This is a genomic window from Agaribacter marinus (genome assembly GCF_030160655.1).
Classification (GTDB): Bacteria; Pseudomonadota; Gammaproteobacteria; order Enterobacterales; family Alteromonadaceae; genus Glaciecola; species Glaciecola marina.
Genome location: NZ_BSOT01000005.1, coordinates 2045658 through 2067309, shown reverse-complemented (window position 1 = coordinate 2067309; position 21652 = coordinate 2045658). Strand labels below are relative to the sequence as shown.

Below are 21652 nucleotides of genomic sequence, written 5' to 3'. Positions count from 1 at the left end.
TATTTAAGCTATTTGAACTTTTAAGCAACTTCCGCGTTACGGTTGACAAGCTTTGCATGGTCGAATACAGCGTATTTGTGTTTACCTTTCTTTTTAGCAGAAAATAAAGCTGAATCAGCCCAATCGGTAATATTTTTGTAGTTGAGTACTTCGCTTGATTCATTGCCGTGAAAGGCTACGATGCCAATAGATGTCGCAATTGAGAGTGTTTGCTCATCAATCTCTTGAGGGATACTGAGTGCGTCTAAAATGCGTTTAGCCAGTTTTATTGCGTTAAGTTCTGTTGACTTTGGTAGCAGTAGGCCGAACTCATCACCACCAAAACGGCCAAGTGTATCCATATCCCGTATATTTTCGGTTACCGTTGCGACAAACCGCTTTAGATATTCATCTCCAGTAGCATGTCCATATTTATCATTAATCTGTTTAAATTTGTCGAGGTCAAAATACATAAATGCAATACGTTCTTGCTGACGTCTAGAACTCGTAATTGCTTGTTTTGCTCGGTCGCTGAATAAGTATCTATTACAGGCGCCAGTTAATGCATCATAATGAGCAAGGCGTTTGAGACGCATGTCTTTTCTAAAATCTCTTTTTAAGGTATTCAATAGGTAGCGCAGGATTTCAGGTGTAACGGCATGTGTAGGAAACGCATCTAATGTATAATTGCGGTAGCCACTGACATCAAAGCTATCAAAACTTTCGGTTAATACTAAGATCGGACATGGCAGTTCCTTCGCTGAATATTGTTTTGAAAGTTGTCGTCGTAAAGGAATAAATTGTTCTTGAGTAACAACGATAAATGCAGCATTGAAGCTGTTTTCTTCAACCTCTAACTCGTATCCTCGTTCGTGACAAACAATGTCGTCTACTTGGGTTAGTATTTTTAATGTCGCTATTAACCACTCACGTTCCTTCGCATCCTCATCAATTAGAAAGATTTTCATATGCGCACCATGGTTTATCAAACGTTTATACGTTTTTATTTATTTTTCTTATTTTAGTAATTACTTATTATTTTTTTACTACTTATGTATAGTACTAAAAATTACACTAAAGTTCAAAAAACATACAGGTGTAAGGGGTCTTCATTCGATAAGATGTGTGCCTGTTGTCTTGATACAGTCTCAGGGCGTATTATCTAACTGTGGTTTTTGCAGTTGTTTACTCGCTATGTAGCCGTCTCGAACATTGATAAAATCATCAGGTTGACGCCATTGTTTTACGTCAATTGTAAAAGGGTCGATAAATGCAATGTTCAGCAATTGTTTGTTTGCCCAGGAAGGCACGGGAATATTAATTTCAGAACCATCAAAGCCACCGTGCATATGGCACGCGTATAACCAAGAGCCATTTTCTAACACACCTAAAGGCGCACTTACTTGTACATTTAGCCCTGTATCTTCCCACACAGCTCTATGTGCAGCACATTGTCCAGATTCGTTTGGAAGATTTTTACGTGTTGGCAGGTCATATGTATTGTCGGAATATGTGAGAGCGAGTAATTTATTTTCTACTCGCACTAGGCACGTGCCTGAAGATTTAAATCCACTATGAAAATTAGTGTCGACGCGACAGCTCGGTGCAGATACTTCTTGTTTGTTGCATGCACTAAGTAATAGTATTAGCACAGGTAAAGTGTAAAGTTTAAATCCAGTTGTCATAATTCACGTATATTGACAAAGTAATAAGTGACAAACTCTACTTACCGTATCAGATAGACTCAAGTAAAAAATTTATAAAGATCCATTAATACCTAATAAACGAAGACATATTGTCGGCGAGCGAGGAGTACTATGCGTAGAATAATTAAAATATCGCCTCTACTATTGGGTGTGATAGTGTTGGGAGGCTTTATTGCCTATATGAACCTGCCTCAGCAGCCTGTTGCAAGCGATGCACGTGGCGGAGGGCAAACCCCTGTCGCTGTAAAAGCAGCCTCACAAGAATCTTTTCCTGTCGTGGTTGAAGCCCTAGGGACAGCAGTCGCTAATGAGTCCGTCAATATTACTGCTCAGCAAGCAGAGACTCTTACAGAAATTTTGTTTGATGACGGAGATGCCGTTGAGCAAGGTCAACTGCTTGCGCAGCTAAATAATCGCGCCGAGATAGCTAAGTTAAATGAAATTGAAATTAACTTAGCCGACGCCAAACGCCAACTTAGCAGAATTAAGGGGCTTGCGCGTGAGCGAGCGGCTTCGCAGCAATTGCTCGAAGAACAACAAGCGAGAGTTAAAGCCTTATCTGCGCAACGTGAAGTTGCAAAAGCTGAACTTGAAGAACTTAAAGTGATTGCGCCATTTAGCGGGCGCTTAGGCACGCGAATGGTGAGTGTGGGTAGTCTAGTTAGACCGGGCGACACGATTACAACACTTGATGACTTGCGTACTATAAAAGTTGACTTTAATGTCAGTGAAAACCACTTGTCTAGTCTTGCAGATGGGCAAAATATTGCGGCTACATCAGTGGCGTATCCGGGTGAAATTTTTTCAGGACAAATAAGTAACGTAGAATCGCGTATCGACCCCGTTACTCGCTCTATTAGGGTGCGCGCAAAAATTGACAATGAAGATCTAAAATTAAGACCAGGTCTACTGTTGCAAGTCAATATCGAAAAACGCGTGCTAAATGCCCTAGTTGTGCCTGAAAGCGCGTTGGTGCCAGATGGCGACAAACAATATTTGTATACCGTGAATGGCGACAACAAAGCTGTAAAGGTTGAAGTAACGGTTGGGGAAAGAAAACCCGGGTTGGTTCAAATCTTGGATGGGGTTTCTGTTGGCGAAAAAGTTATCGTTGAGGGTACCTTGCGTATCCGAGATGGGTCTTTGGTTAAGATTATTGGGTAAGGGGAGGTTAGCATGCTTATTTCAGATCTTTCTGTTAAACGACCCGTATTTGCGTCAGTCGTAAATTTACTCTTACTGGTATTCGGTTTGGTAGCGATTACTTTTTTATCGCTACGTGAATACCCCGATATAGACCCACCAATTGTCTCAATAAATACGCAGTATCCGGGCGCATCTGCAGATATCATTGAAAGCAGAATTACCCAATTATTGGAAGACCGAATCAGTGGTATTGAAGGTATAAAGAACATTTCTTCTTCTAGCCGAAATGGCCGCTCCAGCATCACTATTGAGTTTCAATTAAATAGAGATATTGATGCTGCAGCAAATGATGTAAGAGAGCGAATATCGCGTGCCTTGAATAATTTGCCGGACCAAGCGTTGCCCCCAGAAGTCGCGAAATCAAACTCCGATGAAAGCCCAATCATTTGGTACAACCTGCGCAGTACCAACCTAAACGTGATGGAGCTGACCGATTATGCCGACCGCTTTGTGGTGGATAGATTGTCTATTGCGGAGGGTGTTGCCCGCGTTCAGTTAGGCGGTGGACGAACGTATGCAATGAAAGTCTGGCTTGATCGTAATGCGATGGCAGCTCGCGGTATTACTGTTAGTGATATTGAGCGGGTCATCCGAAGTGAAAATGTAGAGTTGCCCGCAGGAAGAGTTGAGTCTACTGACCGTGATTTTGACGTTAGGGTAGCAAGAAGCTTTTTGTCGCCGGAAGACTTTGCGGAATTAACAGTTGCTGCCGGTGCTGATGGCTATTTGGTCAAGCTACGAGAAGTAGCGACAGTAGAATTGACCGCTGCGGATGACGAAACAGATTTTAGGGGTGATGGTGTTAATATGATTGGCCTTGGTATTGTTAAGCAATCCAAGGCGAATACGCTGGAGGTAGCACGCTCGGCTCGCGACGCTATAAATCGAATTGAAAAAACCTTACCTGATAATATTTTTATTGTAGCAAGTTATGACTCTTCTATTTTTATAGAAGAATCAATAGACGAAGTATACAACACTCTCGCAATTGCAATGATTATGGTCGTTATCGTTATTTATTTATTTTTAGGTAACGTGCGGGCGACACTCATTCCCGCGGTAACGGTGCCTGTCTCATTAGTTGCCGCATTTATTGTCATGTTTGCACTTGGGTTTTCTATCAATTTACTTACCTTACTCGCCTTAGTGCTAGCCATTGGTCTAGTGGTAGATGACGCCATTGTTGTACTTGAGAATATATATCGACGGATAGAGTTAGGTGAACCGCCAATACTAGCTGCGTATAGAGGCGCTCGGGAAGTTGGCTTTGCTGTAATAGCAACAACCTTGGTGCTTATTTCTGTCTTTATACCTTTAGTATTTTTAGAAGGTAACATCGGCAGATTATTTACGGAGTTTGCATTAGCGATAGCAGCAGCAGTAGCCTTTTCGAGTTTTACTGCGTTGACTTTGTCTCCCATGATGGCATCAAAGTTACTGAAAAAACGCGAACGAAGCTCTGGTTTTGGCGCATGGATGGACAAGGCATTTGGGCGGTTTGAAGCGAGTTATTACAAAGCGCTTACAACAACCTTAAAACAACCAATACTAATGCTGTTAATGATGGTCGGTGCGGTCGCTTTAATTTGGCAAATGCAAGGTAAATTAAAAGAGGAGTTTGTACCCAGAGAAGATAGGGGCAACTTCTTTATATTAATGCAGGCGCAAGAAGGGGCGAGTTTTGAAAGTAATTCTCGTAACTTAAAGAAGATTGAAGAAATTTTGATGCCTTATCGTGAATCTGGTGAGATAGAACGCTTGTTAGTAAGAACCCCAGGGTTTGGTGGAAGAGCAGGCATTGCAATTGTTGGCATGAGTGACTGGGAAAGCCGAACGCGATCGACCTTTGATGTCATGCGTGAGATGAGTGGTAAATTGTCTCAAGTACCAGATGTGCGAGCTTTTGCAATTATGCGCTCAGCGATTGGCGGGCGAGGCTTGGGCCGGCCAGTTCAATTTGTTTTGCAAGGCAACACATATGAAGAGCTCGTAGCGTGGCGAGATATTGTCATAAATAAAGCGAGAGAAAATCCGGGACTGGTTAGAATTGACTCCGATTACAAAGAAACATCGCCACAGTTATTGGTTGATATAAATCGAGACAGAGCAGCAGATTTAGGCGTGTCCATTTCTGAAATTGGAAGAACGCTGGAAACCATGTTGGGGCAACGGCGGGTGTCTACCTTTTTAGACCGTGGCCAAGAGTACGATGTGATCATTGAGGGGAACGAAGAAGATTATCGAAGTCCAGAAAGTATCGATAATATTTATGTTCGTTCTGATCGCACTGGACGCCTAATACCGCTTGATAATTTGGTCACAGTAAAAGAGCAAGCGACATCGACTACCTTGAATCGATACAACAGAATGCGCGCAGTGACAATCAGTGCCAATCTAGCGGACGACTACACGATTGCGGAAGCACTTACCTTTTTGGAAGATATTGTCGCAAATGAACTACCAGACCAGGTATCGATTGATTACAAAGGCGAATCGCAGTTGTACCAAGAGTCTGGCTCTAGTTTCGTGTTCATTTTTGCATTGGCGTTAGCTGTGACCTATTTGGTGCTAGCCGCACAGTTTGAGAGTTGGGTACACCCTCTCGTTATCATGTTTACTGTCCCGTTGGCGCTTGTTGGTGCTTATGTTGGTTTGTATTTAGCGGATATGTCGATAAATATTTACAGTCAAATTGGCTTGGTGATGTTGATAGGATTAGCTGCTAAGAATGGTATTTTGATTGTAGAGTTTACGAATCAACTGCGTGACTCAGGTGTAGAATTTGAGGAAGCCATCAAAAAAGCAGCCACTCAACGTTTGCGGCCAATTGTAATGACCGGCTTTACGACAGTGTTTAGTGCGCTGCCGTTAGTTTTAGCGTCTGGACCTGGTGCCGAATCTCGTATGGTAATAGGGATGGTGATTTTTGCCGGTGTCATATTTTCTACTTTTATGACCTTGTTTATCATTCCGACGGCATACAGCTACCTAGCTCGAAACACAGGTTCGCCAGAACTTAGATCGCGTAAGCTAGAAAAGTTGGAGGAAGAGTTACCCTACACAAAAGGTGAAAATCCAGTAGAGGGCTCGACGTTAGAGCAAGGTTCAAAGGCCTAAGTCTATAAAGCAAATCGACGGAAGCATTCACACGATATCAAGTGAAATCATACTACTTGATATCGTGAACATTAGACTAGTGCATATACACGCCTAGGGTATCTTAATTTCTCTGTTGACAAACAAAATAATCATTTACATAATTGATTATATAAATGATTATTCATCTAGTTTGGTTAACGTTTAAGGAAGCAAGAATGGACTACTTTAATGAAATTGGCGAACTAGGGTTAGGCAGCCGCCTAAAGCGCCTTAGTGATAGATTAATGAGTGACGCACAATCGGTATATACAGAATTCGAACTCCCCATTCAACCTAAATGGTTTAGTTTATTGGCCATGTTGCGCGCTAAGCATAGCGTGTCAGTTGTCGACGCGTCTGAACGTTTAGGTTTGTCTCAGCCAGCGCTTAGTCAATTCTGTCGGCAATTACTCGATGAGAAGCTAATTGAACTAGCTGCGGATGACAAGGATGCGCGTAAAAAAATCATGCAGTTGAGTGCAAAAGGTATTGTAGTCTTAGAAAACGTCCAACCAGTTTGGGCTGGTGTTGAAAAAGCAGCGATTGAACTCAGCAAAGAAGAGGGCAATGATTTTTATCAGGCGGTGTTGGCGTTTGAGAGTTCACTTTCAAGAAAGAGTTTACTTGAAAGAACCAAAGAGCACCTCCAGGCGACAAAGAATGAAGAAATTGTATTTTTGCCATTTGAAAAAAAGCTCTCTTCTTTTTTTAATGTGATAAACACCGAATGGGTTGAAGATATGTTTGTACTCGAAGATATCGACAAGAAAGTGTTGCAGCAGCCTGAAGAGAATATTATTAAACAAGGTGGGCATATTTGGTTTGCCAAGCACGCACTATATGGCATTGTGGGGACCTGCGCTTTATTGAAAACAGGTGAAGGTGAATTTGAGTTAACCAAGATGGGCGTATTGTCGTCAATGCGAGGCCAAAAAATTGGTGAAAAACTTCTTCAATATGTCATAGAACAAGCTAAAGCAATGAAAGTAAAAAAGCTTTATTTATTGACGAACAAAAAGTGTGAATCTGCCATCCACTTATATGAAAAATTGGGTTTTGTGCATTGCGAAAAAATCATGCAAACGTATGGCGGGCATTATGAACGGTGCAACGTGGCGATGAGGTATCAGTCCAATACATAGGAACAGCATGCCTGAATTACAGGGTTAAAAACAATGATTAGTGACATCCCCATCGGCTAAATTACTTGCAGGTTTTTAAAATTTGTTAATAATGCGTGAGCTTTGTTAACAAATGAGTCGTGCCGTTCAGTATGGAATTGCAAATCACTAGCCTCACATTCCAGTATTTTCTAATGCCAATAATTTCATCTCAGTTGTTATTAATGGTATTGCTATATTTTGTTGTGATTTATCGAGGTGTGCTCAAAGGGCGTAATCTCTTTACTATTTCTTTAGCAATATTCATTGCGTTTTTACTATGTCGTTCCGCACAAGAACTCACAGGTGGAAGCCAAGGCCTATTTTTATTGTATTTGCGTGTCAGTTTGCTTTTTTCTGTTGGGCTTCCCTGTTTATTGTCAGCTTTATTCTTGCAGAGCAAAATCGACATGCATAAATTACTTTGGGTTGCGCCTTACATTCTTGGTCCGCTGACTTCAGTCATTTATGTCCTATCGCACGATATTACACATCATGAAATATTTTTTTCCGCCAGTATTAAACCACTTTTTCCTTTCGAGCCGAACCGGTCAACGCACAGGTATACAGCAATGTTTGGTATTTGTTCGATGCTAATATTGCCATGTTTATACTTGCTTTACCGTCAACTGATTGAAGCAAAAAGTAAAATTACGCTTTCATTTTTAGCCGGGGCGCTTTGTTTCGGCATTTTCTTTTTACTGAGTATGTTTTTCTTTAGTTTTCACTGGATATATGGCATTGGTGCGGCGCTATTAGCGGGCTTCTGGGGATGGGCGGTATACCTAGACATAAATGAATTGAAAGGCAAGACACTCTTATTAACCGAGGAGTTAAATTTTCTACTACGGTCAGGGAATAAAAATATTAGACCTGAGCTGCGTCAAATGCTTGAAAACATTGAGTTGCAATCTCAAGGAGATATTCATCATTACAAATTGAAAATAAGAGACATCTTAAGTTTGTTGACGTCGAATACCATTGATGCCGGCGGTAATAAGCGCGAATTACTCGACCGAAACGAAGCTAAAATTAAAGCGATTGCGCAGAGTAAAGATATCCAATCCGTTCGAGAGCTGGCAACGTCTGAAATGTTGGAATTGTCTGAAGCCATACAAAATATACCTACCAACCGCTCCGAGCATCTGGTGGAGAAGGTGAAAATTTATATTCGCGAAAAATACCATGAGCAATTTGATACAAGTGACTTGGCGCAGCAAGTTAGCGTTAGTGAATCCTATATGCGTCGCAAGTTCAAAAAAGACACTAAGCAAACGATTAATCAATATTTATCTGAATATCGCATTGAGCAGGCAAAAATACTCTTAGCCACTATGTCTGTAACTGATACGGCTTTTTCTGTCGGATTTAATGATGCGAACTATTTTAGTACTGTTTTTAAGAAAATAACGGGCCAAAGTCCTACGCATTACCAACAAGATTTAACAAATAATAAGTTTAAATAAAACTTCAACTTGTTGTTTTTTAAGTAATCGATGGTTCAATATTTTCAAGATCTAAGTGAGTTGTTTTCTTAAGGCTACCACTTTCTTAATTCAATATACTTTTAGCTATCGTTATCTTAGTACACTGTTAGTTTTATAAGTTATGGGAATTTCTGAACCAAGTCTATTGCTGTTTTTGGGTCGTTTACATCCACTTGTTTTGCACTTTCCAGTGGCATTACTTATTGCTGTTGTGATCGTTGAAGTTTTTGCTCGATTTCGCGGCATTACAAATAGTCCTATATTTCAATCGACAATATATTTCATCTTAATTGTTGGCGCTTTGTCTGCGGCAGTGACTGCGGCAATGGGCTGGTCTTTGGCACATCATGGAGGTTATGTCGGCGATACCATATATTGGCATAAACGTTTCGGGCTAGCTGTCGCTTTGCTCGCAATTTTAGCTTTGCTCTTTAAGCGGCTTAGCCTGCAAAAAAAGATGGCGTCTTTTAAATACGCATACACAACTACCTTGTTCTTATGCGTGAGCGCAATTTTTGTGACTGGTCATTATGGCGGCATGTTGACTCATGGCGATAACTTCTTATCAAGCGCAGCGCCCGAACCCATGGCTTCGTGGTTAGGTAAAACAACAAACCGCGCTGCTACGGACAAATATTTAACTACCGATACCTTTACTACGCAAATTGAGCCAATCTTGAAACATTATTGTTACCAATGTCATGGCGAAAGCAAACAACAGGGGGGGCTGAATTTAAATAAACAAGATATGGCTCTGGCAGGCGGTGATAGCGGTGTTGCTGCTATTACACCAGGCTCAGCACTAAACAGTGAAGCGATTCGTCGTTTGTTTATGTTACGAGAGAATAAAAAAGCGATGCCGCCGGATGGCAAACCACGACCCAGCGCTGAAGAGTTGGTCGCATTAATGGATTGGATTGAAAACGGTGCACCTTGGGCCGGAGAGGCTAGTGGGCCAAGTACTTTCCTTGCAGATATTTTGGGCGAAAACGCGGAGCCAGCTGATGCTACGGCAATTGAAATGCTACGAAGGACTGGCGCGAGTGTTAAAGAAATAAGTAAAACCAATCCACTGCTGATGGTGAACTTATCATTACATAGCTATTCTCCTCAGCAGTTAACTCAGTTACTTGCGCCGTTAAAGCACAATATTGCTTGGTTAAACTTGTCAAACAATAAAATTACCAAGGAAGTAAGTGAGTTAATCAGTGAGTGTTCGCAAATAACTCAATTAATCCTCAGTAATTCTGCTCTAAATGACGATCTTATTGCGCCTATTGCACAATTAAAACACTTGGTTGTCCTCAATCTTACTTCCAATGAAATTAGTATTGACGGCGTCAATGAAGTAATAGGCTTGCCTCGTTTAGAAAGGTTGTACCTATGGAAAAATCCAATAGAAACTGAGCAACTTGATCAATTAAAGCTGGCATATCCAAGTATCAAAATTACTTCAAATATAGCACTTGTACAGACTAATGCTTCCGCTACAAAACGACGTAAAACGCCAGTGAAAACATCTACAAAAAATATTGAGGGAGTTGAATTGTGAAAAGTACTCAGTTGACGCTTACCATCGCACTACTTATTTTAGTCAATTCGGCATTTGGTAAAGCTGCGGATGACGCCTTGCTCGACGATATTAAGAATTTTGATGAATCTTCTTTACCGGCAACGGTTAGCTTCAATCGTCATATCCGGCCGATTCTTTCGAATAACTGTTTTGCCTGCCATGGTAACGACAAAACGAACCGTAAAGCTGATTTAAGTTTTGCAAACTATGTAGATGCGACGACGCCAAGATCTGACGGGTTTACAGCTATAGTCCCAGGTAATCCAGAAGCCAGCGAAATATTGAAGCGAATGGCGCACCCAAATATAGCTGACCGTATGCCGCCGAAATCGACAGAGAAAACACTCTCAGCTAAAGAGATATTGTTGATCAAACGGTGGATAGGACAAGGTGCAGAGTATGAAAAACATTGGTCTTACAATGTGCCAAAAAGAGTCGATGTCCCAAACGACGGCCAAGGTTGGGCAAAAAACGCCATAGACCGTTTTGTTGCAAGAAAGCACCGAACGCAAGGTTTAGTGGCATCAGTTGAAGCAGACAAGCGGACTTTAATTCGACGACTGAGTCTAGATTTGTTGGGGCTTCCTCCTAGTCGAGAGGATATTACTGAATTTGTAAATAACAATCAGCCTGACGCTTATGAGTCGCTTGTAAACAAGTTCCTTGATTCAAAGCATTTTGGCGAGCGCATGGCAATAGATTGGCTGGACGTTGTTCGTTATGCAGACACTTGGGGCTACCACGGAGACAACGAACGAGAAGTATGGCCATATCGAGATTATGTGATTAATGCGTTTAATGAAAACATGCCGTTTTCTGAGTTTACAAGGGAGCAAATTGCCGGCGACTTGATGCCAGAAACAGGTTTTAAGGGGCTCACAGCTTCAACATATAATATGTTAATCAATATTACACAAGAAGGTGGTGCTCAAGATAAAGAGTACTTAGTTAGGTCGATGGTCGATAGAGTGACAAATATCGGAACTACTTGGTTAGGGAGTACTACAGGTTGTGCGGTGTGCCATGATCATAAGTTTGACCCATATTCAGCTAAAGATATATATAGCCTTGGTGCGTTCTTCTCCGATATCAAGGAAAAGGGTTTTTGGGGAAGCTCACGCGTTGGTAGTAATATTTTTAAGAAGTTTCCAATCGAATTTGTAGGCTCTGAACAAGAACGGGAGACATTTAATAACCTTTTTAATGAATACAACGACTACGCGAGTAAACGCGTTGCAAAAACAGGTAAACCGACGCAAAGCAAGGGGCATGAGCCGCACGTATTAAATAGCTCACTTTTGCCCTTTAGCTCTCTATCAAATGCAGTTATTGAAAAGCCGTTAGACGGCTACAATCGTTGGTTAGAGGGTGCTCGCCAACAGGCAGCTAGTGGCAAATCAGTTTGGCATGTAATGAATTTAAGGAATATTGAAACCTCGCAAGATAGCGCGGTCATTGAACGAGATACGATAAAAAGTAAGTGGATAAAGACTGAAAGACCTGAACGGTATTTGATTCAGGGGGAAGGCAACTTCCCAAACAAGATACGGGCGCTAAAGTTAGATTTTCTGAGCTTGGAAGATGACCCAACAAATGATCGCAAAGCCAAGGGGGTCCCGTTTTCTATTAAAAACGTGACTGCTGCAATTATTCGTCCTGATGGCACGCGCACGCAGACTCAAGTGGAATATCATGTATTAGGTCACAGTCTTAAACCTGTAGATTTTGGTTATTACTCTATTCCTCGAGCAAAGTTAGAGGTTAACTATAATCATGACTTTGCAATAGGTAATCGTGAAGGGCTAACTGGCAAGAATCTCATATTATTCTTAGAAAAGCCCCTAGATTGGCAAGATGGCGATACCTTTTTGCTTGAGTTAGAGCTAGCTTGGCGATTTGGTTTAGACAATATGGGACCTACGATTCTTCCGTCTACGCAAATCAAGGTTACCGATGTAAGTGAATTAGGGCCTCTGCCTGATGATGTTATTAACTTAGTGAAACAGCAAGACCACAGTGCTTTAGAAAAAGAGTTCTTAAACAAATATTACAATTTGTTTAGCCCTGAGGCAGTGGCGGTAGAACGTAATATTATGCAATCGGATATTAAGCTAATGCTCTTTGGGAAAGAATATCCTCGTACGTGGGTAACAAAGACACGTGAAAAACCAAGAGAGGTTCGAGTGTTACCTAGAGGTGATTGGATGGACGAGAGTGGCGAACTGGTAACTCCAGCGATACCTGCGTTTTTAGGAGAACTTGAGATTAAAGATCGCCCTGTCAATCGCCTTGACTTAGCTAATTGGTTAATTAGTCCTGAAAACCCGCTAACCGCTAGAGTGATGGTGAATCGACTATGGAAAACGTTTTTTGGTATTGGTTTATCAAAAGTGCTAGATGACTTAGGCTCACAAGGAGAGTGGCCAACTCATCCGGATTTATTAGATTGGCTTGCCGTAGAGTTTATAGAGTCAGGGTGGGATGTAAAACATATTGTGCGGCTAATGGTGTCATCTGCGACTTATCGGCAGTCTTCAGCAGTAACCGAAGGCGTGCGCGAAAAGGACGTTCTTAATCGCTACTATGCGCGACAAGCGCAAGTGCGCTTACCTGCGGAAGTTATTCGCGACAATGTGTTAGCCATTGCAAATTTACTCAATAGGCAAGTTGGCGGTGCGAGTGTAAGGCCCTATCAACCTGAGGGTTATTTATCCGACCTAGAGTTTCCTAAGCGTTATTGGCGTGCGGAAAGGGATGATAATCAGTATAGAAGAGGTCTTTACACATTTTGGCAACGCACTCGATTACATCCAATGATGCATACTTTTGACGCTCCCGCACGTAGCGAAGGACTTGCCCAACGAGTGGTCTCAAATACGCCGTTGCAGGCCTTAACTCTGCTGAATGACCCTAGTTTTGTAGAGGCGGCTCGTGTATTTGGTAGTAGTATCTTGCAGCATTCTGGAAGCACGGAAGAAAAAGTTGATTGGGCCTTAGAGATTGCGTTAGCGCGGCCAACGGCGTCACAACAAGAGTTAGATACATTGGTTCAGGCATATACTACTAATTTACGTTATTTTCGAGAGAACGAAAGTGACGCCGATGCATTACTAGCGAAAGGGAATCAAATACCACCAACACATTTAGATAAATATGAATTAGCTGCATGGACGAGTATTGCCAGAATTATTTTAAATCTGCACGAAACTGTGACGCGGTTGTAGGAGAAGAGAATGCAAATTTCACGTCGAAGTTTTTTAAAATTTTCAGCTGCAAGCGCGGCAACTGGTATAGGAATGACATCCGTTCTTCCTGCTTTAGCTAACATTAATTTAAACCAAGGTAAGTGGCTTGGCGCTTTACCACAATATCATGCAACGCCGCGAGCCAAACGGGTGATTTGGTTGTATATGGCAGGCGGACCATCCCATGTTGATTTATTTGATTTTAAGCCTGATTTAATAAAATATCATGACACGGCGATGCCTGAATCTCTTACTAAAGGTCAACAACTGGCTCAGCTACAGGGGAAAGAGCTGAAAGTTCGCGCTCCTAGTTTTGAATATAAGCGTTATGGGCAATCGGGCCTTAACATGTCTAGCTTGTTGCCTAATATTGGCGAAAATTTAGCAGATAAAATGTGCTTAATTAACTCAATGAAGACAGAACAAATCAATCATGCAACCGCGCACAACTTTATGAATACAGGGCATGGAGTCGCTGGACGTCCCTGCGTTGGTTCTTGGGTCGATTACGCCTTAGGTGCGGATGCTCATGATTTACCTCCCTATGTCGTCATGGTATCTAAAGAGTTAGCTGGCAGTCCGCAACCTCTCGCGGCAAGTCAATGGCATTCAGGCTTTTTACCTAGTCGTTTTCAAGGCATAGAATTTCAATCTGGTGCGGTGCCTGTTCATTATCTACAAAACCCTGGTACTGCAAGAGAACACCAGCAACAAGTGGTAGAGTACATTAAACAAATGAATAAGATATCGTCAGAAAGGTTGCGTGATCCAGAGGAATTGACTCGTAGCTTGCAATATGAAATGGCGTTTAAAATGCAAAAGAGTCTACCCCAATTAGCGAATATTGATGATGAACCAGACTATATTAAAGACATGTATGGAATAGGTAAGGGCAACGACAGTTTTGCTCGTAACTGTTTGTTGGCAAGAAAGATGGTTGAAGGCGGTTCTCGTTTTATTCAGTTATATCATCGAGGTTGGGATCACCACAGTAATATTGATGGGCAACTTCCTAATATATGTAAAACAGTAGATCAGGCGTCAGCGGCGCTGGTGCTAGATCTAGAACAGCGGGGCTTATTGGAAGATACGCTAGTGATATGGGGAGGGGAGTTTGGCCGCACGCCCATGTCTCAGGGATCAGGTCGAGATCACCATATTAATTGTTTTTCAATGTGGATGGCTGGCGGAGGAATTAAACCGGGAATGGTTTACGGTAAGTCAGATGATTTGGGGTACTCGGTTGTGGATAAGCAAATGCACGTGCACGATTTACATGCAACATTGCTCTATCTACTTGGCATAGATCACGCCAGGCTAACTTATCGAAGTCAAGGTAGAGATTTTAGATTGACCGATGTGCATGGTCACGTAGCAACTAAAATTCTTGCGTAGTCGTAAATGTTAGTTAAGCGCTGAAAATAAAAAAAGCGCTGGATTTCGAGCCCAACGCTTTTTCATTCTTACAAACGCTTTTTATTCGTCCAAGAAACTCTTAAGTTGCTCTGAGCGGCTCGGGTGACGTAATTTACGTAGTGCTTTTGCTTCAATCTGACGTATACGTTCGCGCGTTACATCAAATTGCTTGCCTACTTCTTCAAGCGTATGGTCGGTGTTCATGTCGATACCAAAGCGCATACGCAGTACTTTAGCCTCTCTTGCAGTAAGGCCTGCAAGAACTTCTTGAGTGGCATTTTTCAGACTGTTGCCTGTCGCGTTGTCAAGTGGCTGTGTAATCGTTGTATCTTCAATAAAGTCACCAAGATGCGAATCTTCATCATCGCCAATAGGTGTTTCCATCGAAATTGGCTCTTTAGCAATTTTAAGGACTTTGCGAATCTTGTCTTCAGGCATTAGCATGCGCTCCGACAATTCTTCTGGGGTGGGTTCACGCCCCATTTCTTGCAGCATTTGGCGCGAAATACGATTAAGTTTATTGATGGTCTCAATCATATGCACCGGAATACGAATAGTACGTGCTTGGTCTGCAATAGAGCGAGTAATTGCTTGGCGTATCCACCATGTTGCATAAGTTGAGAACTTATAACCACGACGATACTCAAATTTATCTACTGCTTTCATCAAACCAATATTACCTTCTTGGATAAGATCCAAGAACTGAAGGCCACGGTTAGTGTATTTTTTCGCAATTGAGATAACCAAACGTAAGTTGGCTTCTACCATTTCTTTTTTCGCACGGCGTGCTTTAGCTTCGCCAATCGACATACGACGGTTAATGTCTTTGATGTCGAGTATTGTTAAGCCGGTTTCTTGCTCAACAGCGTTCATTTTGCTAACGCAACGTTCTATTTCTTCTCTGAAGATCTGTAGTTTCGGCACATATATCGCGTCACCAGCTAATGCTTCTTTTAACCAATCAGTGGTTGTTTCGTTGCCAGCAAACATGCGAATGAAATCTTTCTTTGGCATTTTGGCTTTTATGACACAAAACTTCATTACCAAACGTTCTTGAATACGTACACGATCCATCATTTCGCGCATGTTTCTAACCATGCGATCAAATTGCTTAGGTACTAACCTAAACTCTTTAAATACTTCACTTAATGCGGCAATTTGTTCTTTAGCATCTTTGTGTGCACGACCTTTGTTCTCAATAACATCTCGTGCTTTTGAGTATTGGTCACGCAGTGCAGAAAACTTCTCTCTCGCCAACTCAGGATCGATGCTGTTGTCATCTTCCTCGTCTTCGTCATCATCATCGTCATCATCATCTTCGTCGTCTAATTCTTCTTCAGACAATTCAGAACCAATGTGAGTAGCGGTAGGGGCAACATCTTCTTCGTTAGGATCGACAAAGCCTAAAATAATATCGCTTAGGCGTATTTCTTCTGCTTCGTATAAATCCCATTGGTCTAGTAGGTAGGTAATTGCTTCGGGGTATTCAGCAACAGAACATTGCACTTGATTAATGCCATCTTCGATGCGCTTAGCAATTTCAATCTCGCCTTCACGTGTTAAAAGCTCTACAGTACCCATTTCGCGCATGTACATACGCACGGGGTCAGTTGTTCGACCGATTTCACTTTCAACCGTAGCAAGTGCTTGAGCAGCCGCTTCAGCTACTTCTTCATCTGTGGTGGTCTCTTGCATCAAGAGCTCATCGGAATCAGGAGCAGATTCGAATACCTGAATTCCCATATCATTGATCATGCGGATGATATCTTCGATTTGGTCTGAATCAACGATATCTGCAGGTAAGTGATCGTTTACCTCAGCAAATGTTAAATATCCTTGCTCTTTGCCTTTGGCAATCAGGAGTTTAATCTGGGATTGCTTACTTTGCACAATATACCTTACACGTTAGTTGCGATTGAAATAAAACAATCACAGAAGCCTCTATATTGAAGATAAATATGCCAACTAATATTGGCCATACTTACTTGTCGTACCACTTTGCAGCGAATCACCTAGTATAGCATGTTTTTCGCTTAAAATTCCAACTTAAAATCTGTACGTGAAACAAAGGGGGTTTGGATTTGTTGAAAGTAATTTAGATGCGTAATAATGGATAATTAGCGCCCCTTAATTTTACGTAATACTGAACCAATATCGCATAGCAAGTTGTTACATGGCTGATTTTTTAGTGATTAAAAAATTGAGTTCTTTTTCTTGTTCAGGGCTTAAACCCTGCGGCGATGTTGCCATATACTGAAGCGCATTTAATCGCGCATCAAAATACTGTTTTAGTAGCGTTTTAAAACATGCGACATATTCTTTATTTACGTCAGTCCCTTCATGTAATTCCGTGGCAAGTAATTTAGCTAAATGCTGAATGTTAGGGTGTTGTCTAAATGCCTCTAAAATACTGCCGGTATTAGCCGATGGGTGTTCAACACAATATTGATGTAAATCGCCTAGCACTTGGATACCTGGAATATCAGCATTCATGAATGCTTGGATTTTGACCTGTGGGTGATTTGTCGCGAGGATTGGGGTATCAAGCAACAACCTCATCATTAGTCTAACCGGTGATTGTTTTACCGTCACCTTTTGAAACGTTTTATCTTTAGGCTTTGCGTATTGTTTCGCCTTTTTTATGTCTAACTGCGTGGTAAAACTATGCCCGTCGCCACACAGTTTGTTTAGCTCGGCAAGCATCATATCTTTTTGGTTTTCACCAATAATTTTATTTATCAAGGGCATTGCATCAGCTTTTAAGGCGGCTTTACCTTCGATACTTGTTAAACTGTGCTTTTCGCGCATTGTCGAGAAGAAAAATTGAGACAAAGGCATCGCGCCATTAAGGCGCTCTTCAAAATTTTCTTTGCCCTCTTGTCTTACCATGGTGTCGGGGTCTTCGCCGTCGGGTAAAAATAAAAACTTCATTATTACGCCATCTTTTAGATAGGGTAGGGCGTTTTCTAAGGCACGCCATGCGGCGTCTCGACCCGCTCTGTCTCCGTCATAACAGCAGACCACTTCCTGTGTGGATTTAAACATTGTTTGTATATGTTCAGGCGTTGTAGCTGTGCCAAGCGCCGCTACCGCGTAGTTTATGCCAAACTGCGATAGCGCAACCACATCCATATAGCCTTCGACAACCAGCAGCTTAGCCAGTGAGCGGTTTTCTTTTCTGGCTTGGTATAAACCGTATAACTCGTTACTTTTGTGAAATATACGTGTTTCGGGTGAGTTTAAATATTTTGGGCCGTCATCATCAATGACTCGGCCACCGAATGCGACCACTCTTCCTCGTTTGTCGCGGATGGGAAACATCAATCGGTTTCTAAAAAAGTCATAACGTTTTTTGTTGTCGTTTTCGTTGACCAGTTTTAAGGCTAATAATTGGGATTGGCGGGCAGTCGATTCACCAAATTGGCCTAATACAGTGTCCCATTCATCAGGTGCATATCCTATTCCCCAATATTTGACGATTTCTCCTGATAAACCACGGCCTTTGAGGTAATCGATGACTTTTTGTCTATTCTTGTGTTGCTTTAATTGAAATTCGTAAAAACGAGAAACGTCTTCCATTACTTGGTAATCAAGTTCTCGTTCGCTTTTACTTCGGGTGGGTGTTGCGTTGGCTGTTGAACCTTCTCGTGGTACTTGCAAGCCTAACGTACTTGCTAATTCTTCAATTGCTTCGACAAACTCTAAGCGATCGTATTCCATTAAAAAGCCGATGGCGTTGCCTTTGGCGCCGCACCCAAAACAATAATAAAACTGTTTTTCTTGGCTGACCGAAAAAGAGGGGGTTTTCTCGTTATGAAAAGGGCAGCAGGCCTGATAATTTCTGCCTGCTTTCTTTAGTTTTACGCGACTATCAATAATGTCGACAATGTCGCAACGTGCAACAATGTCTTCTATGAAGTCTTGAGGGATACGACCTGCCATAACTAGGCGATACGTTTTTGCACTAAGCCAACTTGCTCTTTATTAATCCACTTACCTTGCCCATGTCAGCTTTGCCTTGAACCTGAGGGCGAACGATTCCCATGACTTTCCCCATGTCTTTGATGTTAGTTGCGCCGGCATCTGCCACTGCTTTTTCAATGATCTCGGCAATTTCGTCTTCACTTAATGGGGCTGGCAAAAAACGTTTTAGTACGTCAATTTCTTGGTGTTCTTTATCTGCTAGGTCTTGACGTTCTCCTTGCACAAATTGACTTGCCGCTTCTTGACGTTGTTTAACCATTTTTGTCAATATTTGTAATACATCTTGTTCAGTTACTTCAACGCGTTCGTCTACTTCTTTTTGTTTTACAGCAGCAAGCGCCATACGAATTGTACCTAGCGTGAGCTTATCTTTTGCACGCATAGCGTCTTTTTGCGCTGACTTAAGGGTTTCTAATAACGACATATTTGGCTTCCTTTTCTTGCTTTTAGTTATATGTTTTTGATGCTGAATTTTATATTGTAAGCTTTTTCGCTCACAAAAAAAGGCGTCATTCGACGCCTTTTTTGAAAACTTTCGCTAATGCTTTAGTAAAGCTTTACGCGACGTGCGTTTTCACGCGCCAATTTTTTCATGTGACGCTTTTTCGCTGCAGCTTTCTTACGCTTACGTTCCCACGTAGGCTTTTCGAAAAACTCGCGACGACGTACTTCAGAAAGTACACCAGCTTTTTCACATGAACGTTTGAATCTTCTTAGAGCGATGTCAAACGGTTCGTTATCTCTTACTTTAACAATTGGCATTCAGGTCTCACCTCAGAAATTAAATCAACCGGGTATCTCTGCGTTAATTTAATTACCCGGGCTAAAAAATGGTGCGGAATAATACTTTTTTAACGCAAAGATGTAAAGGTTTAATTCACAAATATTAGCGGGTTTTATACAAAAAAACACGGATACATGAGTCTTCATTGATGGGAGAGCAGTATAACGCATTTTTACAGTTTTGTTTTGACGTTTTGCGTCAACGAATTATACTTCGCAGCCTTAACGGAGAGGTACCCATGAAAGTTCTTGGAATAGAAACATCTTGCGATGAAACAGGCATTGCCATATACGATGATAAGAATGGCTTGCTTGCGCATGAATTATATAGCCAAGTAAAGATGCATGCCGACTATGGTGGTGTCGTGCCTGAGCTTGCCTCGCGTGATCATGTACGCAAAATTGTCCCGCTTGTTGAGCGTACGCTGAAATCCGCTGGTCTAGGCAAAGATGACATTGATGGTATTGCCTATACTCGAGGCCCCGGTTTAATAGGTGCTTTACTCGTAGGTTCGTCAATGGCGCGTGGGCTAGCGTATGCATGGCAAAAACCGATGGTGGGTGTTCATCATATGGAAGGGCATCTTTTAGCGCCTATGTTAGATGAAAACGCCCCTGCGTTTCCCTTTGTCGCCTTGTTAGTCTCTGGCGGACATTCAATGTTAGTCGATGTAAAAGGTATTGGTAACTATGTTGTGCTTGGCGAGTCGGTTGACGATGCCGCCGGGGAAGCCTTCGATAAAACGGCTAAATTACTTGGATTAGACTACCCGGGTGGGCCTTTATTATCAAAACTTGCTGAGCAAGGTCACGCCGGACACTACAAGTTTCCAAGACCAATGACTGACAGGCCAGGGTTAGATTTTAGTTTTAGTGGCCTTAAAACGTTCGCGGCAAACACAATACGTGCCAGTGACGGCGCATTGCAAACTCACGCAAACATTGCGCTGGCGTTTGAAGAAGCGATTGTTGACACCTTATTGATTAAATGTCGCAGGGCATTAAAACAAACGGGTCGTAAGCGTCTAGTCATGGCGGGTGGCGTGGCGGCTAACAAACGTTTGCGCGCGTCATTTGACCTTGCAAGCAAAAAAGAAAAATACACGGTATTTTATCCGAGTTTTGAATACTGTACTGACAACGGTGCCATGATTGCCTATGCGGGATGCAAGCGACTACTTGCTGGTGAACGCACGGATATTTCAGCAAGGTCTATGCCGCGTTGGCCGTTAGAAAGCCTGTCGGCGATTTAAATTCCGTAAACCATATCAACACGCCCTAGTCTTTCTTGGATTTGATCGCTTTTTCTTCACCGCGAATTAAGCGTGATATGTTTGATTTATGTTTCACTAAAATCAGCATCGATAGCATGGCGACGGCAAGTGTAAATTCGGGCTTGTAAAAATGGGTATATACTGGCGCGAGTAGCAGCGTGATAATGGCTGCAAGCGATGAGTAGGCACTTAAGCGAAATACAATAAGCCACGTACCTAGCAAACTTAATGCGAGCGGCCAACCAATGGGAAACATTGCGCCAAGTGCGGTTGCTACTGCTTTGCCACCGCTAAACTTAAAATAGACAGGATACATGTGGCCTAAGCATGCACAAATCCCGACGATGCCCAATGCCCAACCGTCGATACCATGAATATACGCCGCGTACGTAGGTAGTGCGCCTTTCAATACATCAAAAACAAGCACAAGTATTGCAGGTAGTTTTCCTGCGACTCTCAGTACATTTGTCGCGCCAGGGTTTTTTGAACCTTGAGACCGAGGATCAGGCTTATTAAATAGTTTGCATATCAATATTGCGCTAGATATTGCGCCAGCAAAATAGGCTAAAATGATGTAAAAAACTATCCACGTTGTCATGTACTTGCAACAGGCAATTAGATAAACTAACAGTCAAGGGTACTAAACTGTCGAACGTATTTCCAGATATCTTGTTCGACGTGATAACTGGTCTGATGTACAA

At 42.1% G+C, this 21652-nt stretch carries 15 protein-coding genes; 8 read left to right on the top strand and 7 right to left on the bottom strand.

Annotated elements, in window-relative coordinates; all coding sequences use genetic code 11:
- Window positions 1-20 precede the first annotated feature (20 nt).
- Both QQK00_RS10655 and QQK00_RS10650 read right to left on the bottom strand, forming a co-directional pair.
- Complete coding sequence (locus QQK00_RS10655; protein ID WP_284217489.1) at window positions 21-947, bottom strand: GGDEF domain-containing protein; 927 nt, start codon at window positions 945-947, stop codon at window positions 21-23.
- Between the two features lie 180 nt (window positions 948-1127).
- Complete coding sequence (locus QQK00_RS10650; RefSeq protein WP_284217488.1) at window positions 1128-1664, bottom strand: NUDIX hydrolase; 537 nt, start codon at window positions 1662-1664, stop codon at window positions 1128-1130.
- Window positions 1665-1796: 132 nt separating this feature from the next.
- Here QQK00_RS10650 and QQK00_RS10645 point away from each other — a divergent pair, with 132 nt between their 5' ends.
- From QQK00_RS10645 to QQK00_RS10615, 7 genes are all read left to right on the top strand, one after another.
- The gene (locus tag QQK00_RS10645; RefSeq protein ID WP_284217487.1) at window positions 1797-2849 is read left to right on the top strand and encodes an efflux RND transporter periplasmic adaptor subunit; all 1053 of its coding nucleotides are present in this window, start codon (window positions 1797-1799) and stop codon (window positions 2847-2849) included.
- A gap of 12 nt (window positions 2850-2861) precedes the next feature.
- Window positions 2862-6008, top strand: a complete 3147-nt coding sequence (locus QQK00_RS10640) for an efflux RND transporter permease subunit (RefSeq protein WP_284217486.1) — start codon at window positions 2862-2864, stop codon at window positions 6006-6008.
- Window positions 6009-6205: 197 nt separating this feature from the next.
- Window positions 6206-7171 (top strand): bifunctional helix-turn-helix transcriptional regulator/GNAT family N-acetyltransferase, encoded by a 966-nt coding sequence (locus QQK00_RS10635; protein ID WP_284217485.1) that lies wholly within the window; start codon window positions 6206-6208, stop codon window positions 7169-7171.
- Between the two features lie 173 nt (window positions 7172-7344).
- Complete coding sequence (locus QQK00_RS10630; RefSeq protein ID WP_284217484.1) at window positions 7345-8655, top strand: helix-turn-helix transcriptional regulator; 1311 nt, start codon at window positions 7345-7347, stop codon at window positions 8653-8655.
- A gap of 142 nt (window positions 8656-8797) precedes the next feature.
- Window positions 8798-10228, top strand: a complete 1431-nt coding sequence (locus QQK00_RS10625; RefSeq protein ID WP_284217483.1) for a c-type cytochrome domain-containing protein — start codon at window positions 8798-8800, stop codon at window positions 10226-10228.
- Window positions 10225-13473, top strand: a complete 3249-nt coding sequence (locus QQK00_RS10620) for a PSD1 and planctomycete cytochrome C domain-containing protein (RefSeq protein WP_284217482.1) — start codon at window positions 10225-10227, stop codon at window positions 13471-13473. Before QQK00_RS10625 ends, QQK00_RS10620 begins: the two co-directional genes overlap by 4 nt.
- A 9-nt stretch (window positions 13474-13482) precedes the next feature.
- Complete coding sequence (locus tag QQK00_RS10615) at window positions 13483-14889, top strand: DUF1501 domain-containing protein (RefSeq protein ID WP_284217481.1); 1407 nt, start codon at window positions 13483-13485, stop codon at window positions 14887-14889.
- Between the two features lie 81 nt (window positions 14890-14970).
- Here the strand turns inward: QQK00_RS10615 and rpoD are convergent, their stop codons facing one another.
- The 4 genes from rpoD to rpsU all read right to left on the bottom strand — a co-directional run bounded on the left by rpoD (window position 14971) and on the right by rpsU (window position 19656).
- Entirely contained in the window at window positions 14971-16803 is a 1833-nt protein-coding gene (gene rpoD, locus QQK00_RS10610; RefSeq protein ID WP_284217597.1) for an RNA polymerase sigma factor RpoD, read from the bottom strand.
- Between the two features lie 276 nt (window positions 16804-17079).
- Window positions 17080-18852, bottom strand: coding sequence for a DNA primase (gene dnaG, locus QQK00_RS10605; RefSeq protein ID WP_284217480.1), 1773 nt, complete (start codon window positions 18850-18852; stop codon window positions 17080-17082).
- Window positions 18853-18874: 22 nt separating this feature from the next.
- Window positions 18875-19318 (bottom strand): GatB/YqeY domain-containing protein, encoded by a 444-nt coding sequence (locus tag QQK00_RS10600; RefSeq protein ID WP_284217479.1) that lies wholly within the window; start codon window positions 19316-19318, stop codon window positions 18875-18877.
- A 122-nt stretch (window positions 19319-19440) separates the two neighbouring features.
- Window positions 19441-19656 (bottom strand): 30S ribosomal protein S21, encoded by a 216-nt coding sequence (gene rpsU, locus QQK00_RS10595; RefSeq protein ID WP_110430302.1) that lies wholly within the window; start codon window positions 19654-19656, stop codon window positions 19441-19443.
- A 260-nt stretch (window positions 19657-19916) separates the two neighbouring features.
- On the opposite strand from rpsU, the gene tsaD reads away from it, so the two are divergent.
- Window positions 19917-20930, top strand: a complete 1014-nt coding sequence (tsaD, locus tag QQK00_RS10590; protein WP_284217478.1) for a tRNA (adenosine(37)-N6)-threonylcarbamoyltransferase complex transferase subunit TsaD — start codon at window positions 19917-19919, stop codon at window positions 20928-20930.
- A 25-nt stretch (window positions 20931-20955) separates the two neighbouring features.
- On the opposite strand, the gene plsY is transcribed toward tsaD, so the two are convergent.
- Window positions 20956-21549 (bottom strand): glycerol-3-phosphate 1-O-acyltransferase PlsY, encoded by a 594-nt coding sequence (gene plsY, locus QQK00_RS10585; protein WP_284217477.1) that lies wholly within the window; start codon window positions 21547-21549, stop codon window positions 20956-20958.
- Window positions 21550-21652 lie beyond the last annotated feature (103 nt).

Bases quoted from the DNA above. Each gene is read 5' to 3' on its own strand.
- QQK00_RS10640 (WP_284217486.1), top strand. From the start codon at position 2,862: ATGCTTATTTCAGATCTTTCTGTTAAACGACCCGTATTTGCGTCAGTC.
- plsY (WP_284217477.1), bottom strand. From the start codon at position 21,549: ATGACAACGTGGATAGTTTTTTACATCATTTTAGCCTATTTTGCTGGC.
- QQK00_RS10635 (WP_284217485.1), top strand. From the start codon at position 6,206: ATGGACTACTTTAATGAAATTGGCGAACTAGGGTTAGGCAGCCGCCTA.
- QQK00_RS10645 (WP_284217487.1), top strand. From the start codon at position 1,797: ATGCGTAGAATAATTAAAATATCGCCTCTACTATTGGGTGTGATAGTG.
- rpsU (WP_110430302.1), bottom strand. From the start codon at position 19,656: ATGCCAATTGTTAAAGTAAGAGATAACGAACCGTTTGACATCGCTCTA.
- QQK00_RS10600 (WP_284217479.1), bottom strand. From the start codon at position 19,318: ATGTCGTTATTAGAAACCCTTAAGTCAGCGCAAAAAGACGCTATGCGT.
- dnaG (WP_284217480.1), bottom strand. From the start codon at position 18,852: ATGGCAGGTCGTATCCCTCAAGACTTCATAGAAGACATTGTTGCACGT.
- QQK00_RS10650 (WP_284217488.1), bottom strand. From the start codon at position 1,664: ATGACAACTGGATTTAAACTTTACACTTTACCTGTGCTAATACTATTA.
- QQK00_RS10655 (WP_284217489.1), bottom strand. From the start codon at position 947: ATGAAAATCTTTCTAATTGATGAGGATGCGAAGGAACGTGAGTGGTTA.
- tsaD (WP_284217478.1), top strand. From the start codon at position 19,917: ATGAAAGTTCTTGGAATAGAAACATCTTGCGATGAAACAGGCATTGCC.
- QQK00_RS10615 (WP_284217481.1), top strand. From the start codon at position 13,483: ATGCAAATTTCACGTCGAAGTTTTTTAAAATTTTCAGCTGCAAGCGCG.
- QQK00_RS10630 (WP_284217484.1), top strand. From the start codon at position 7,345: ATGCCAATAATTTCATCTCAGTTGTTATTAATGGTATTGCTATATTTT.
- QQK00_RS10625 (WP_284217483.1), top strand. From the start codon at position 8,798: ATGGGAATTTCTGAACCAAGTCTATTGCTGTTTTTGGGTCGTTTACAT.